The 14,493-nt window shown below is 66.7% G+C and carries 15 protein-coding genes; all 15 read right to left on the minus strand.

Annotation, left to right across the window (positions count from 1 at the left end; translation table 11 throughout):
• Position 1 precedes the first annotated feature (1 nt).
• The 15 genes from AC3G88_RS13735 to tauA all read right to left on the minus strand — a co-directional run bounded on the left by AC3G88_RS13735 (position 2) and on the right by tauA (position 14,369).
• Entirely contained in the window at positions 2–787 is a 786-nt protein-coding gene (locus AC3G88_RS13735) for an ABC transporter permease (RefSeq protein ID WP_488772197.1), read from the minus strand.
• Positions 777–1,535, minus strand: a complete 759-nt coding sequence (locus tag AC3G88_RS13740) for an ABC transporter ATP-binding protein (protein WP_488772196.1) — start codon at positions 1,533–1,535, stop codon at positions 777–779. The genes AC3G88_RS13735 and AC3G88_RS13740 overlap by 11 nt, the downstream gene beginning before the upstream one ends.
• Positions 1,532–2,875 (minus strand): acyl-CoA thioester hydrolase/BAAT C-terminal domain-containing protein, encoded by a 1,344-nt coding sequence (locus AC3G88_RS13745; RefSeq protein WP_488772195.1) that lies wholly within the window; start codon positions 2,873–2,875, stop codon positions 1,532–1,534. Before AC3G88_RS13745 ends, AC3G88_RS13740 begins: the two co-directional genes overlap by 4 nt.
• Complete coding sequence (locus tag AC3G88_RS13750) at positions 2,872–3,960, minus strand: ABC transporter substrate-binding protein (protein WP_488772194.1); 1,089 nt, start codon at positions 3,958–3,960, stop codon at positions 2,872–2,874. The genes AC3G88_RS13745 and AC3G88_RS13750 overlap by 4 nt, the downstream gene beginning before the upstream one ends.
• Positions 3,961–4,004: 44 nt before the next feature.
• The gene (locus AC3G88_RS13755; RefSeq protein WP_488772193.1) at positions 4,005–5,543 is read right to left on the minus strand and encodes a class I adenylate-forming enzyme family protein; all 1,539 of its coding nucleotides are present in this window, start codon (positions 5,541–5,543) and stop codon (positions 4,005–4,007) included.
• Between the two features lie 6 nt (positions 5,544–5,549).
• Positions 5,550–5,972, minus strand: coding sequence for a PaaI family thioesterase (locus tag AC3G88_RS13760; RefSeq protein ID WP_488772192.1), 423 nt, complete (start codon positions 5,970–5,972; stop codon positions 5,550–5,552).
• Between the two features lie 65 nt (positions 5,973–6,037).
• Positions 6,038–7,045: a zinc-binding dehydrogenase gene (locus tag AC3G88_RS13765; protein WP_488772379.1), complete on the minus strand. Its 1,008-nt coding sequence runs from the start codon at positions 7,043–7,045 to the stop codon at positions 6,038–6,040.
• A gap of 72 nt (positions 7,046–7,117) precedes the next feature.
• Positions 7,118–8,137 carry an ABC transporter substrate-binding protein gene (locus AC3G88_RS13770; RefSeq protein ID WP_488893446.1) on the minus strand — a complete coding sequence of 340 codons (1,020 nt, stop codon included), beginning with the start codon at positions 8,135–8,137 and terminating at the stop codon, positions 7,118–7,120.
• Between the two features lie 10 nt (positions 8,138–8,147).
• The gene (locus AC3G88_RS13775) at positions 8,148–8,957 is read right to left on the minus strand and encodes an ABC transporter permease (RefSeq protein WP_488772190.1); all 810 of its coding nucleotides are present in this window, start codon (positions 8,955–8,957) and stop codon (positions 8,148–8,150) included.
• Between the two features lie 11 nt (positions 8,958–8,968).
• Positions 8,969–9,709, minus strand: a complete 741-nt coding sequence (locus AC3G88_RS13780) for an ABC transporter ATP-binding protein (RefSeq protein WP_488772188.1) — start codon at positions 9,707–9,709, stop codon at positions 8,969–8,971.
• Positions 9,706–10,431, minus strand: a complete 726-nt coding sequence (locus AC3G88_RS13785) for a GntR family transcriptional regulator (RefSeq protein ID WP_488772187.1) — start codon at positions 10,429–10,431, stop codon at positions 9,706–9,708. Before AC3G88_RS13785 ends, AC3G88_RS13780 begins: the two co-directional genes overlap by 4 nt.
• Before the next feature lie 322 nt (positions 10,432–10,753).
• Positions 10,754–11,587: a class II aldolase/adducin family protein gene (locus tag AC3G88_RS13790; protein WP_488772186.1), complete on the minus strand. Its 834-nt coding sequence runs from the start codon at positions 11,585–11,587 to the stop codon at positions 10,754–10,756.
• A 99-nt stretch (positions 11,588–11,686) separates the two neighbouring features.
• Positions 11,687–12,574 carry an ABC transporter permease subunit gene (locus AC3G88_RS13795; RefSeq protein ID WP_488893447.1) on the minus strand — a complete coding sequence of 296 codons (888 nt, stop codon included), beginning with the start codon at positions 12,572–12,574 and terminating at the stop codon, positions 11,687–11,689.
• Positions 12,571–13,398, minus strand: coding sequence for a taurine ABC transporter ATP-binding protein (locus AC3G88_RS13800; protein WP_488772184.1), 828 nt, complete (start codon positions 13,396–13,398; stop codon positions 12,571–12,573). The genes AC3G88_RS13795 and AC3G88_RS13800 overlap by 4 nt, the downstream gene beginning before the upstream one ends.
• The gene (gene tauA / locus AC3G88_RS13805) at positions 13,374–14,369 is read right to left on the minus strand and encodes a taurine ABC transporter substrate-binding protein (RefSeq protein WP_488893448.1); all 996 of its coding nucleotides are present in this window, start codon (positions 14,367–14,369) and stop codon (positions 13,374–13,376) included. Before tauA ends, AC3G88_RS13800 begins: the two co-directional genes overlap by 25 nt.
• Positions 14,370–14,493: the final 124 nt, after the last annotated feature.

Genomic DNA, 14,493 nt, shown 5'->3' on the forward strand with positions numbered 1-14,493 from the left:
CTTACCGGCCGCGCGCCGCGGGATGCCAGAAGACGACGCGCCGATGGATGCCGCGCGCGGCTTCCACGCCGATCAGGCCGGTCACCGCGAGCAGCAGCACGCCAGCAAACATCGTGGCAAGACTCATGCTGACCGACGACGAGGCAATCAGGTAGCCGAGCCCGCGCTGGGCCGACAGGAATTCGCCCACCACGGCGCCGATCAGGGCCAGCGATACGCCGATCTGCAGGCCCGAGAAGATGTCGACCAGCGCGGCCGGCAGCTTGACGTGCCACAGCAGGAAGCCGCGCGATGCGCTGAACGCGCGGCATGCTTCCAGCAGTTCGGGGTCGGTGCGCCGGATGCCGTTGATCGTGTTGACGAACAGCGGAAAGAAGCAGACCAGGGCTACCAGCACGATCTTCGATGCCGCACCAAAGCCAAACCAGACCAGCAGGATGGGCCCCAGCGCCACCTTGGGCGTGGCCTGCAGTCCCACCAGAAGCGGGTAGACAAAGCGCTCGAAGGTTTCGGATTCCGCCAGCAAAGCGCCAAGCGCCACGGCCAGGACGCTGCCCACCGCAAAGCCGGCAACGGTGTTGAGCAGCGTGGCGCCGATATGCGGCCACAGCGTGCCGGTGACAAATCCCTCCGCCAGCGACTGGAAGACCGCTTCTGGCGGGGGCAGCAGGTAGTCGGGAATCTGCAGCCATCGCACCGCCTGGTCCCAGGCGAGCAACAGCAGGCCGATGCTGATAGCGGGATAGAGCGGTGCGGGCAGGCGCCGGACGACGATGTCAGTGGGCATTGAAGTGTCTCCGCAAGTGCTGGGTCAGGGCGGTGAATTCCGGATGGTCGAATGTGTCGACGCTGCGCGGGCGCGCCAACGGGTTTTGCAGCGACTCCACGATGCGGCCAGGGCGCGGCGACATGACCAGAATCCGGTCCGCCAGGAACACGGCCTCGGGAATGCTGTGCGTGATGAACAGCACGGATTTGCGCTGGACGCTCCAGATATCCTGCAGGGCGAAGGTCAAGGTCTCGCGCGACAACGCGTCCAGTGCCGCGAAGGGTTCGTCCATCAGCAGCAGGGCGGGGTCCGGCAGCAGCATGCGGGCGATGCCGACCCGTTGCTGCATGCCGCCCGACAACTCGAACGGATAGTTGCCCGCAAATGTCGTCAGGCCCACCAATTCCAGCAATTGATCGGCACGGGCCTTCGCACGGCACAGGTCCAGGCCCTGGGTGCGCGCCGGCAGCAGCACGTTTTCGCGTACGGTCTTCCACGGCAGCAGGCTTGGCTTCTGGAACACCACGCCCGTGCCGCGGCTGGGCCCATCGACCGGGTGCCCATTCAGTGTGATTCGCCCACGCGTCGGTGAAAGCAGGCCGGCGGCAAGACGCAACAGGGTGGATTTCCCGCAGCCCGAAGGGCCGAGCAGCGCCACGAACTCGCCTTCGCCAATGTCCACATCGACGTCGGCCAATGCCTCGGTCTGCCCGGAGCGCGTGGGATAGGTCAGGCCCACCCCGCGTATCGACAGGGCGGGGCTCATGATGCGGTAGCCCGCCCGGCATTGTTGCCGGCGGATCGCTGCACGGCACCGGCAAGGAAATCGACCACGCGTGTCCACGAGGCGGCGCTGGCCCGGGCATTGGCCAGCGCGGTGCCCCCGCCATCGAGCAGCTGTCCGGCTACGGGGTGCGGCTTTGCGATCAGTGTCGCTGGCAATTGCGGCAAGCCGATCGCGTGGCCGGCGCCTTCGCCGCGAAAGTGCTCGACGATCGCGCCGTTGCCACGCTCGCGCAGTGTGGCGGCCACCTGGTCGCTGTAGAGCGTCGATGGCCAGAAGCCGTCGTCGGTGCCGGAAATCAGCAGCACCGGCGCCGGGATCTGCTCCACCGGGATGCGGGCGAGCGCCACGGCCTGGGCATTGCGCAGCGGCGTATGAAAGGCGGGCGCCTGGCGTATTGGCTGGCCCGGCTCGGGGGGATGGTCGAACGCGTGCCAGTCGGCGTCCGGATTATCGCGCCAGACATTGGGCAGCGGCTGGCCACGCCAGGTCCATGCGGTGGCATCGCGCGGCTTGTCCGGGTGGCCCGCGCGCAGGGTCCCATGGACCACGGCGCTGGGCACATACGCCACGACGGCAGACACGAGCGCCGGAAATTGCGACGCCAGCAACAACACCAGTTCGCCGCCGCGCGACACGCCCGATACCGCGACGAAGCCGTGCTGCGGTGCCAGACGTTCGTGCATCCAGCGCAGCGCGGTTTCGAAGTATTCGAGCGGCGTATCGTCAATATGGTCGGGCCGGCCCGGCGCCTTGAAATAGCCCAGGGCCAGCGCCGAGTAGCCGTGCGCGGCGTATAGCGCGGCACGTTGATCGTGCGTGCCGCCGCCGGAGCCTGCGAGCACCAGTACGGCCGGGTGGGGGCCGGGACCCGCCGGGGTGTAGAGCGTGCCGCTGAGGCCGGCCTCGCGTACCGGGCGGTGCGTGACGCCAGGCGCCAGGAATCGCAGGGTGTACTGCGCTCTTGCCTGTGCGCCGTACTGACCGGTTGCCGTGAGCATGATGTCGAGCGGCGCCACGCCTTCGCTCCATGCCGGGCGCGTCGGGGCGCGCACTCTCTGCATGGCCCAGACCGGTGCGGTCGCGTCGGCAACCATCCAGCCGCCGCTGACCGGTGTGGTATCGCCGACGGTGACCGTGCCTTCGGCATCGGCAGTCAGCACCGCATGGCTTTCCCACAGGCTGCCGTCCGGATGGTTCAGGGTCGCGGTCAGGGTGACGTGTTCCTCGCCGTTGAATCCGCGCAGGGTGATGTCGCGCGGGACATCCACCAGTGCGTCGGCCGGGGCGATATCGATGCGTGCGTGCAATGGCCGGCTCATTGGGCCGCCTTTGCGCGTCGCACCAGTGCGGCGCGGTCGAAGTCGTTGAAGGCCGGGACGAAGTCGTTCGAGAAAATCTTCTGCAGCGGCACGTCGGCGCTGGGATACTCCCCGGCCTGGGCCATGGCTTCGATGCCGCGCTGGATGGCTGACAGATCATACTGCCCCGGTACGCGCGGCGCGCCGGACGGGGTGTGCAGCACGCGCTTCAGACGGCGCGTCAGCAGTTCGGACGCCTCGGCGAGTGACTTGGCTTCGTCGCCTGCCGGCCTGGATTCCGGGTGCTGGCGCCAGAATGCCTTGACGCAGAATGCCGGGTTCGCCTCGCAAACGATCTGGGCCTGGGTGTAGGCGCGGCCGAAGCGGCGCACCAGGTCGGGCTGGTCGCGCAGGGTGTCGACGTGGGCGATGAAGCCGTTGCCTGCCGTCTCCTGGAACACAGCCGGATAGGCAATGCGCCGGATGCGGGTGCCGGACAGTTCGAGCTGGTCGTCCCAACTGCTGTTGAAGTTCAGCGCATCGACGCGATGGGTGCGCAGCGCCTGGAACCCCGCGCCCAGCGCCCCGACCGCGACGTACTCGACGTTCTTGCCCGGTTCCAGCCCCGCGAGGCGCAGCGCGGCACGCCCGCCGGGGATCGTTCCCCAGGTCAAGGCGCCCACGCCAATCTGCTTGCCCTTGAGATCCGCCAGCGAGCGGATCGGCGAATCGGCCAGCACGGCGAACTCCATCGTGTTGCCAGGCACACCGTTATAGAAATAGCGCAGCGGCAGCGGGTCCTTGCCCGAAAAGTGGCTCGCAATGACGGGCTCCGATGTGGGATAGCCAAACGTCACGCGCTTGCCCGCCACCTGCGGCAGCAGGGCGCCAGCGCCCTGAAAGACGATGGTCTTGACGCTGAGGTTGGCTTCCCTGAACAGGCCCAGCGCCTCGGCGGCTGCATAAGGCGCGCCGTCGTGGACCGCGGGCGGAATGGCCAGCGCGACAGTGACTTCATCGACCGCATGGGCCGAGGTGGCGAATAGCGCGGCGGTGCCTAGCGCGGCAAGGGTGGCGCCGGCGCGCGCCGGCTTGCGGAACAACATCATTGACTCCTGCGGATTGCAATCGGTTGGGTCAGGCTGCGCTATCACGGAACCAGCAGGCGCACCGCCTGATCGGCGAGCGCGCGGCGATCGATCTTCTGCGTGGCGGCCAGTGGCAGCGCATCGACGTACCAGATCCGGCGCGGATGCTGGTAGGCGGCCAACTGCGTCAGCGACCATTCGCGCAACGCATGTTCGGTGGGTGGGGCGATGCCCGGGCGCAGCACCACGAAGGCCACCGGCTTGGTGCCCTTGATCTCGTCAGGCACCGGTACGACGCTGGCCTGCTGCACGGCCTCGTGCCGCTCCAGCGCCTTTTCGATCTCGCCGGGGTAGAGGTTTTCGCCGCCGCTGACGAACATGTCGTCGCGCCGGCCCACGAAGGTGTAAAAGCCGTCCGCATCGCGGCGGAACACGTCACCGGTGATGTAGTAACCGTCATCGGTGAATGGCTGCAGTTCCGGGCGGTTGTGGTAACCGAGCATCAGCCCGGGGCTGCGCAGCGCGAGCACGCCTTCGTCGGCAGCCTGACCCTGCTCATCGATCAGCCGCACCGCCACGGCGGGGTGCGGATAGCCGACCGATTGCGCTGGCGTGGGCAGTCCGTCCGGATGCGGGCCAAACACGACGGGCCCGCCTTCGGTGGTGCCGTAGGCGTTGATGACGCGTGCATTGGGCAATAGCTGATGGATCTGCGCCTTCAGCGCGGGGCTGACCGGCGCGGACCCCATGCGCACTGCCCGGACGCTGCCCAGGTCGGTGCGATCCAGCAATGCGCGCTCGCGCAGCATCATGGCAATCATCGGCGGCACGGCCGTCAACCACGTGCACTGATAGCGTCCGATGGCATCGATATAGGCGGCGGCCTGGAACTGGGGCAGCAGTACCGATGGCGCATGGCAGGCAAGTGCCAGCAGGATCAGCGCCAGCGCGTTCATGTGGTACAGCGGCGCCGCAATCAGCACGCGCTCGCCGGCCAGCGGTGTGCTGGCCTGGCGTGCCTGCACGACCCAGAGATGGCTGGCATGGCTCAGGCGTACACCCTTGGGCCGCCCCGTCGAGCCGGAGGTGTAAAGCAGCAGCGCCAGGTCGTCGTCAGCGGGTGCGTATGCCGTGAAGGCGGCGGGATCGCCGTCCGGCGCGCTCAGGGCCGCATGTTCGGGCGACCCGAATACGATGGCCGGCGTGGCCGCCGGCACCGCCGCCCGGTGTGCCCCATCGCACAGCAAAAGCCGTGCGCCGCTATCGGCAACGATGTAGTCGACCAGTGGCTGTGGCAGCTTGAAGTTCACCGGCACCGCGACCAGCCCGGCGCGCATGATGCCGAGCAGCGACACGACGTAGTCGACCGAATTCACGCCAAGCAGCGCGATGCGGTCGCCTTGCGCCAGGCCACGCCCGAGCAGGCCCCGTGCAACGGCGTCGGCGGCGATGTCGATGTCGCCAAACGTACGCCGGATCGCCTCGCCGTTGGCGCCGACGCCAACGATGGCCAGCGCGCTGGGATCGGCGTCGCGCGCAATGACGCTACCGAGGTTGCGGCCCGGACTGTGGCCACTTGCTGCGTGTGCTTCCGCTGCCATGATGCGTCAGGCCTGCGCGGGGGTGGCGTAGACGCCGCGGCCGCTGGCTACCAGGCGGTCTTCGGCGTCATATACGTTGGCCTGGGCCACGCTCACCAGGCGCCCGGTCTTGATGACGGTGCCTACGACCCGAAGATCGCCGCGCGCCGGGCGATGGTAGTCCACGCGCAGGTCCACCGTCGGCACACCCCTGCCGGTGTGCGATACCAGCGCCCAGTCGGCGCCAAGGTCAACCAGCGCGGCCAGGATACCGCCGTGGATATAGCCGCCGTCGGGGTTGACGATCCATTCGTCGCGGAACTTCGCCGTCAGCGTGATCTCGCCTTCGGCGACGGATACGACCTGCAGGCCGAGCCATTGATGATAGGGGCCGCGAAGCAGTCGTGCCTGTACGTCGGCGGCGGAAGGCGGGGTAGTGGTCTGGGTCATGTTCGGTCTTCGGTGTCGGTATGAAACGGTGGGCGGGGTGCGGGGTAGGGCAAAGGGGCGATGGCTTACGGCGTCACCACAACCTTTCCCAGCACGGCGCGATCCCGGATCAGCGCCAGGCCTTTGGCGGCCTGGTCGAGCGTCAATACGCTGTCGATCACCGGATCGAGCTTGCCTTCGGCAACCAGGGCCAGCAGGGCCTTGAGGTTGTCGTCGTAGAAGCTGTTCGAGCCCTTGATGTTGAGCTCGAAACTCCAGACGTAGCGCAGGTCTTCCTTGGGGTCATGGCCGGCCGTGGCGCCGCACACCAGCAGCGTGCCGCCGCGCTTCAGGCTCTTGATGGAGGGCAGCCACGTATCGCCGCCCGTAAAATTGACGATGACATCCACGCCGCCCTCGTGCGTGCGGCGCTGCGGCTTGCCGTAACGCTCGATCACCCACTTGCCGAAGTCGACTTCGCGATAGTTGATGATGTGGTCAGCACCGAGCGCCTTGAGCCGTTCGCCCTTCTCGTCGGAACCCGCCGCGGCAATGACTTCGGCGCCCAGCATTTTTGCCAGCAGTACCGTGGCGGTTCCCACGCCGCCGCTGGCGCCAAGCACCAGCACCTTGTCACCGGGCTTGACGGTCTGGTGGGTGATCAACATCCGGTGTGCCGTGCCATAGGCCACCGGCAGCGCGGCCGCCTGGGCGAACGTGACGTTGTCGGGAAGGGCAATCAGCTGGCGCGCATCCACCCGCGCGAATTCGGCCATGCCGCCATCGGTCATTTCGCCCATCAGGCCCACGCCGGGCTTGAGCGGGTTCACCAGTACGCGGTCGCCGATCTTCCAGCACGTCACGCCGGCACCCAGTTCTGTGATGGTGCCGGCCAGGTCCAGGCCGATCACGACGGGGAACGGCACCTTGATGCCGGGCATGCCATGCACGGTGAAGACGTCGTGGTAGTTGAAGGACGACGCGCCCACCCGGATCACGACGTGGCCTTCGTCGGCCTTCGGTACGGGTTTGTCAGCGACGACGCGCAGCTGGTCTTCGAGGGTGCCGTGTGCGTCGAGCACCAGCGCTTGCATGGATTGAGTCACGATGGGTTCCTTGGGGGAGGGAAGCGAAAAGACATCAGGCGGAAAATGGGACGAGCTGGCCTACTTGAGCGCCTTGGCCTGCTCATAGGGCTTGCGGGCAAACAGATCGTCCTTGAGCTCGCCCTTGACCAGGCCGGATTCGACGAACACGGCGTGCTGGCGGCGCAGCGTGGCGATGTCCGCCGGCTCGAACGCCGCGCGGTTCATGTCGTTCCAGTGGCTGACATAGACCTTGGCATCGTCGGCCGGCAGGTTGGCCTTCTTCTGCAGGATCTGGACGACTTCGTCGCGATTGGCGTTGCCCCAGGCCAGGGTGTCGCGCAATGCGGCAATCACGCGCGCCACGACCTCGGGATGGTTGTCGACCAGGTCGGACCGCGCGGCGCCCACGCCGATGTAGGGCACGGCGTCGGACTGGGTCAGCGTTTTCCACTCGCTGGCGAACGTGCCCAGCTTGCGCACCGGCAGTTCGTCGCCAAGTTGCTCCACGGTGACCGAGCGCAGCGCCGCCGCATCCACCTGCTTCTGCACCAGGAACTGCGCCAGGCGCGATTCGTTGCCGCCAACCAGCGCGAAATCGCCGCTCTTGATCTGGTAGTTTCCGGCCAGCACGGCGCCCGCGATGACCGCGACCGAGGAACCGGCGGGGGACATGCCCACCTTCTTGCCCTTGAGGTCACGGATGGACTGGATCGGTGAGTCCTTTGGCACGACGAACTGCACATCGGCGGGTTGCGTCGCGGCAAAGATGCGGATGGGCACGCCCGACGCCGCGGTGCCGAACACGCCGGCTACGGGTGCGCCGAACGCGAGATCGATCGAGCCGGAAGCCAGCGCCCGCAGCGGCGCGTTGACGTCGGGAAAGTGAACGAACTCGGCGCGCACACCACGCTTGGCAAGGAAATCCCTGGTTTCCAGGACCGAGCCGTAGCCCAGGCTCACGCCGCTGGTCCAGTAGCCGATCTTGACAACGGGAGCCGGCTCGGCGGCGGTGGCCGGGGTGATCGCCGCGTAGGACAGCGCGATAAATGCGGAATAGGCGGAAAACGCGGCGGCGGCCGCCGACAGTAGCTTGCGCACGATGAAATCCTCAGGCTTGGAAGGAAACGGATGGGGTGGACGGTTGCTGCGCGGCGGCTTTCCAGCGGAACAGCCGGCGCTCGGCGGGCTTGAGCAAGCTGCCTTCGAGCAGCAGCATCAGCCCGACCAGCAGCACGGTCCATGCGAAGACCTGATCGGTCTGGACGAGGTCGGCGGCCTGCCGCAGCCGATAGCCGATGCCGCTGGACGACCCAATGGTCTCCGCCACCAGTGACACCCGCCAGCCGAAGCCGAACGCCAGTCGTGCGCCGGCAAAGAAATGCGGCAGGATGGTCGGCACATAGATCTTGCGCAGCACCTGCACGCGGGACATGCGAAAGCTGCGTGCCAGGTCGACATAGTGCGGATCGACGGTCTTGGTGCCTTCCCAGACATTGGTCAGGATCAGCGGCATGGCCGTCATGAACACGACAAAGACCGTCGTGGCATCGGATATGCCGAACCAGATGATCGCGAAAATGGCCCAGATGGCCGACGACACGGTGTTCAAGACCGTCAGGACCGGCTCGAAGAAGCGGGCCAGAACGCGGCTTGCACCCAGTGTCAGTCCCAGGCCGCTGCCCACGATGGTGGCCAGCACGAAGCCTGACAGCACCCGTTGGCACGTGGCCGCCACGTCGGCGGCGAAGGTGTCGCTGTGCCACAGCGAGATCAGGGCCAGGCCCACCTTTTCGGGGCCGGGCAGCACGAACGATGGCACGCGCGCGGCGCCCCACCACCAGAGCCCCAGCAGCAGGGCAACCAGCAGCAGGCGTTGCAGCACCAGCGTGGCGAATTGGCGAGCAGCAGTCACTGTCACGGTGGCGCTCCTCATGCCGCGGCGCGCAGTACGCGCACCTGTTCCGCCACGATGGGCTCGGTGGGCACGCGCGGTCGCACCAGATCCGCCAGGTTGACCACGTCGGCCACACGCCCCGGCCGGGCCGCCAGCCGGACCACGCGGTCTGCCAGCACCACCGCTTCTTCCATATCGTGCGTCACGAACACCACGGTCATGCCATTGCCGGCCTGAATGCGCAGCAGTTCGTCGTGCATCTGGCTCCGCGTCTGGGGATCGAGCTTCGAAAACGGCTCGTCCATCAGCAGGACTTCGGGCTGCACGGCCAGGCTGCGGGCCAGCGCCACGCGGCTGCGCATGCCGCCCGATAGCGCGTGCGGCCAGGCGTCGCCGCGTGCGTGCAGGCCTACGAGTTCCAGCATGTCGTCGGCGCGGCGGCGACGATCGGCGCGCGACAGGTTGCTGGCTTCGAGGCCGAACGCGACGTTATCGCGCACGGTACGCCACGGCAGCAAGCGGTCTTCCTGGAACATATAGGCGATTCGGCGCCAGTCGGACACCTTTGGGGCGGGCACGCCGTCCACCGCAAGCTGCCCGGCGTCCGGGAGCACAAGCCCGGAAAGGATGTTCAGCAAGGTGCTCTTGCCGCAACCGGACGGACCGACCAGCGCCAGTACCTCGCCACGGCGCACGCTGACGTCGACCCCATCGAGGATCGTGGCGGCACCAAATCGCTTGACGATGCCCTGCGCAGACAGAACGGGCGGACTCATGCGGCACCTCCGCCCACGCGCATCGGCAGGTAGGTACCGGCCTGCGACAGGCTGGCATAAACCTTTTCCATGGTTTGCGTGCGGAATGCCTCGATGTGGCGGCGCGCGATCGTTTCGGCAGCCTTCTCGTCGCGATCCTCGAAGGCCTTGATCAGCGAGTTGTGGTCGTGGCGGATTTCGGGACGCACGCGCTGAACGTTGAAGCCCAGCGCGACAAGGCGCGACATTTCATCCATCAGCGCCGACAGCGTGCGCGTCAGGCGCTCGTTGCCGGTGGCGTGGACGATGGCAAGGTGGAACTGCTTGTTCGCGTCCATGAACTTGTCGATGCGGCGCGGCGCCGGAATCGCGTATTCATCACGGCACGCCGCCTCCAGCCCGTGCAGCAGCGCCGTGTCGACGCGTCCGACGGCCAGCCGGGCAGCCATCGGCTCCAGCTGCACGCGCAGCGCGAAAACTTCCTCGACGTCCTTGAGCGTGATGGGCGCCACCTGATATCCACGACGCGGACGAGCAAAGATCAGCCGGTCGTGCGCCAATCGCGTGAGCGCGATGCGGCAGCTGTTCTTGCCGAAGCCGTAGGCCGTCATCAACTCGCCTTCGGTGACCAGCGCGCCCGGCACCAGCTTGCAGGACAGGATGTCGCGGCGCAGCGCCGCGTATGCGGCAAGGCCCAGACTGGTGTCCTGGGCGTCCTCTGCAATGCCGGCCTGCACGAACATCGTCCCTTGCTCCTTCGCGATTGTCGGGCGGTACGCATGTCCGCCTTGAAATACATGGGCGTAGCTTAGAGCCGAGGCATTGGGAAGCAAACGAACGGTTTTACGGAAGCATATGAAGACGCTGCTGTGACTGGGCAGCCCAGTACTGTGAGCCGCTCACAGGAACGCCGTGGGCACCGCAGCGCGCACAGGAGCATGCAAGAAGACGTGGCCGATACACGCCAATGCCGGCAGTGCTCAGGGATCGGTGCAACGGAAGGGGGAGAAGACTGCGCCCCCGGGCCAGGGCCGGCCGGGGGCGAGAGAGAGGGAAGAAGCGCGGTCAGTCCAGCAGGTCGGGCTCGGCTTTCACCAGTCCGGCGTAGAGGCTTTCGAATGCGTGCAGCGATCCTTCGTTGCCACCGACCTGTCCATGCGTATGCCGGGCCGTCGCTTCGTCGATGGGCTGCGGCGTGCCAGCGGCCTCGGCCAGCAGCTGCGTATGGGCGGCGTTTTCCAGTGCGATGTACCACCAGGCTGTGGCTTCGACGGTCGGGCCGGCGGTGAGGATGCCGTGGTTCTTGAGGATCGCGCCCTTGTGGGTCTGGCCATTGCCCTTGTCCAGCGCCTGGGCGATCCGGTGGCCTTCGGAGGTGTCGACCACCATCCCCGTGAAGTCGTCGAACAGCACATGATCTTCGAAGAACGAGCATGCGTCCTGCGTCAGCGGATCGAGCTGGCGTCCGAGCGTGGACCACGCCTTGCCGTAAGTGGAATGGGTGTGCGCGGCCGCGACGATATGGGGATGTGCTTCATGAATCGCCGCGTGGATCGCGAACGCTGCCTTGTTCAGCGGTCGGTCGCCCACCACCGTCTCGCCTTGCGCATTGACAAGCAGCAGGTCGGAAACACGAATACGCGAGAAATGGACCCCCAGCGGGTTGACCCAGAAGTGGTCGGGAAACTCGGGATCGCGCGCGGTGATATGGCCGGCCAGGCCGAGGGCGAATCCCTGGCGCGCGAAGATCCGGAATGCGCCAGCCAACCGTTCCTGCCGATGGCGTCGCTCCGCCTCGATCGTTGGCCGTGCGGGGACCGGATCAAACCAGAACTTCTGCTGTGGTTTGGGGTTGGGAACGAACGCGCCACGGCGTTCGATTGGCAATACGCTGCTCATGTCGGGCCTTTCGGTGGGGAACACCGCATGAACCTACGCCGGCCTGCCGCGAAATGGAACGAAGCATTCGGCACGAGGATATGACACGAATGGCGGGGGCTACCGATGCGTGTGCCAGGGCACGAGCCATTGCGAGAGCCGGCGCATGGCGAGGTCGAACAGCCACGCAATGGCGCCGATCAGTACGATGCCCATCACCACCACATCGGTCCGCAGGAAGTTCGACGCATTGAGCACAAGCTGACCCAGGCCGGCGGTGGCAGCCACCATCTCGGCAGCCACCAGTGTTGTCCAGCCGAAGCCGATGGCAATGCGCAGGCCGATGAGGATCTCCGGCAAGGCCGCTGGCAGCACCACGTGGCGGACCAGTTGCCATCGCGTGGCGCCCATCGATTGGGCGGCGTGCAACTGCTCCGTCGGTACGCCAGCCACCCCGGCGCGTGTGGCGAGCGCGATCGGCGCAAAGCAAGCCAGGTAGATGAGCAGCAGCTTGGCCGTCTCGTCGATGCCGAACCAGATCACGATCAGGGGCAGATACGCCAACGGCGGCAGCGGCCGGTAGAACTCGAGCATGGGGTCGGCGATGCCCCGTGCCACACGGCTCGTGCCCATCAACAACCCCACCGGCACTGCCGTGATGGCCGCTAACAGGAAAGCGCCGAACACACGGGCCAGGCTCCATGCCACGTGCTGCCACAACAGCAGGCCGCCTTGCACGTTGCCGTCCCAGGCCTGAACGGCGGCATGCCAGAGGGCCGAAGGCGGCGGCAGGAACAATGGTGGAATCCAGCCCGCACGGGTGATTGCCAGCCAGAGGCCAAGCAGCGCGAGGATGGTAGCGGCCGTGATGGTGCCGGTCCGGCCGCTGCCCAGACGTGGCAGCACCTGCGCTACGGGGATGATGGCTTCGGTGGCGGCGTCGGGCGACGCAACGTTGGCATGCTGCTGCAGCGGCACAGCGGCGACGGTCTCGTCAGCGGGGCTCATGCGGGTTGCCCGTGTATCAGGTGGAGAAGGCGCTCGCGCCAGGCGATGAATTCGGGCGACGCTTTCACGGCCCGGGCATCGCCGGTCTCGATATATCGTTGAACGAATGGCAGCGGAAATTCGTGCGCGATGCGTCCTGGGCCGGCCGACATCACGATGACCCGGGTGCCCAGAAACAGGGCTTCTTCGACGCTGTGGGTGATGAAGAACACAGTCTTTCCGGTCGCTGCCCAGACCTTGGCCAGCACCTCCTGGACCGATTCGCGCGATAACGCATCGAGCGCGCCCATCGGTTCGTCCATCAGCAGCACGCGGGGATCGTTGGCCAGCGCGCGTGCAATGCCAACGCGCTGCTGCATGCCGCCAGACAATTGGTAGACGGGCGCGGTGCCGTGGCGCTCAAGGCCCACCAGACGGAGTTGATGCTGCGCGAGCGCGATGCGTTCGGCGCGGGGGATACCCCGAAACCTCAGCCCGAGCGCGACATTGTCCTGCACATTGAGCCATGGCATCAGCGCATGCTTCTGGAAGACGACACCCAGCCCCGGACCGGGGCCAGTGACCGGTTCGCCGTCCAGCAGGATGCGTCCGGCGGACGGCCGGACAAATCCGGCCAGACAGTTCAGCAGCGTGGTCTTGCCACAACCGGAAGGCCCAAGAGCCACCACGAACTCGCCCGGGGCGATGGTCAGGTCAACGCCGGACAGCGCCAGCGGGGCATGATCGCCAGACGAAGCAAAGCGCACTGCCACGCGGTGCGCTTCGATGCGGCCGCCCGTTCCCGGGCTGGCCTTGTCCGTTATTGCGCGAGCTTGCGTACCCATGTCGCGTTGACGCCGGTGGCATAGTCGGGCAAGACAGTCTGGATGGTGCCCTGGCTCTTCAGGAATGCCGCGGTAGCCGCCAGCGACTTCGCCGCGCCACCGCCAAGCCAGGCCGCCGAGGCCTGCTGCTGGGGCGTGGGGAAGTCATACAGGGCCAGGCTGGCCGGCACGTCGGCGGCCTCTGCGCCCGACCACTTCGCCACCGCCTTGACCTGCGGCGATTCCGGCGTCCACGCCGCCTTGTTGGCGCGGTACGCCGCATCGGTATCGGCCAGAATCCTGACGAAAGACGTCAGGAACGCGTCATTGTCCCGGGCGAACGCCTTGTTGACGACGATGCCGTCAAAGGTCGCCTTGCCGGTTTCCTGTGCGATCCTGCCTGACGTGGTCAGGACATGGCCGTTCTTCTTGGCCTTTGCCAGCACGGGGTCCCAGATGAACGTCGCGTCGATGTCGCCCCGTTCCCACGCGGCGGCAATCTCGGGCGGGCGCATGTTGACGATCTTCACGCTGCGCGGATCGACCTTGGCCGTCTCGAGGGCCAGCAAGGTGTGGAAGTGCGATGTGGAGACGAACGGCACCGCCAGGCGCTTGCCCTTGAGATCGGCCAGCGACTTCACATCGCTGCCGTGGCGCGTGACCAACGCTTCGGCGTCGTTGATATTGTCGAGAATCCAGAACAGCTCGATACCGAGGCCCTGCGACAGGCCCGCGGCAATCGGCGCGGAGCCCGCTTCGCCAATCTGCACCGAACCCGACGCCAGCGCGCGAATGACATCCGCACCGCTGGCCAGCTTGCGGAACGTGACCTTGTAGCCGGTTTGCTTCTCGATGGTCTGGGCATCCTGCGCATAGCGCCATGGCACCACCATGTCCTGGTACGCAATCACGACTTCCTTCGATTGGGCGATGGCGGTGCCGGCAATCAGCAGCGCGGCGCAGGCCATCATCGTCTTCAGCAAGCTTTTCATGGGCGTTGGTCATGGCAGGAAAGACGGCCAGTATAGGAAACGGCGCCAGCGGCGAGAAGGAAGGTTTCGGCCAATGCTTATCCGGTTTTCGCGATACGCGTCCCACCGCCGACGACGCACGGCA

Source organism: Cupriavidus sp. 86D6 (assembly GCF_057815095.1).

What these genes read in the sequence shown, in the direction of transcription:
- AC3G88_RS13750 (WP_488772194.1), bottom strand. Translation starts at nt 3,960, where the DNA reads ATGTTGTTCCGCAAGCCGGCGCGCGCCGGCGCCACCCTTGCCGCGCTA.
- AC3G88_RS13790 (WP_488772186.1), bottom strand. Translation starts at nt 11,587, where the DNA reads ATGAGCAGCGTATTGCCAATCGAACGCCGTGGCGCGTTCGTTCCCAAC.
- AC3G88_RS13785 (WP_488772187.1), bottom strand. Translation starts at nt 10,431, where the DNA reads ATGTTCGTGCAGGCCGGCATTGCAGAGGACGCCCAGGACACCAGTCTG.
- tauA (WP_488893448.1), bottom strand. Translation starts at nt 14,369, where the DNA reads ATGAAAAGCTTGCTGAAGACGATGATGGCCTGCGCCGCGCTGCTGATT.
- AC3G88_RS13780 (WP_488772188.1), bottom strand. Translation starts at nt 9,709, where the DNA reads ATGAGTCCGCCCGTTCTGTCTGCGCAGGGCATCGTCAAGCGATTTGGT.
- AC3G88_RS13755 (WP_488772193.1), bottom strand. Translation starts at nt 5,543, where the DNA reads ATGGCAGCGGAAGCACACGCAGCAAGTGGCCACAGTCCGGGCCGCAAC.
- AC3G88_RS13740 (WP_488772196.1), bottom strand. Translation starts at nt 1,535, where the DNA reads ATGAGCCCCGCCCTGTCGATACGCGGGGTGGGCCTGACCTATCCCACG.
- AC3G88_RS13745 (WP_488772195.1), bottom strand. Translation starts at nt 2,875, where the DNA reads ATGAGCCGGCCATTGCACGCACGCATCGATATCGCCCCGGCCGACGCA.
- AC3G88_RS13735 (WP_488772197.1), bottom strand. Translation starts at nt 787, where the DNA reads ATGCCCACTGACATCGTCGTCCGGCGCCTGCCCGCACCGCTCTATCCC.
- AC3G88_RS13800 (WP_488772184.1), bottom strand. Translation starts at nt 13,398, where the DNA reads ATGGGTACGCAAGCTCGCGCAATAACGGACAAGGCCAGCCCGGGAACG.
- AC3G88_RS13760 (WP_488772192.1), bottom strand. Translation starts at nt 5,972, where the DNA reads ATGACCCAGACCACTACCCCGCCTTCCGCCGCCGACGTACAGGCACGA.
- AC3G88_RS13765 (WP_488772379.1), bottom strand. Translation starts at nt 7,045, where the DNA reads ATGCAAGCGCTGGTGCTCGACGCACACGGCACCCTCGAAGACCAGCTG.
- AC3G88_RS13795 (WP_488893447.1), bottom strand. Translation starts at nt 12,574, where the DNA reads ATGAGCCCCGCTGACGAGACCGTCGCCGCTGTGCCGCTGCAGCAGCAT.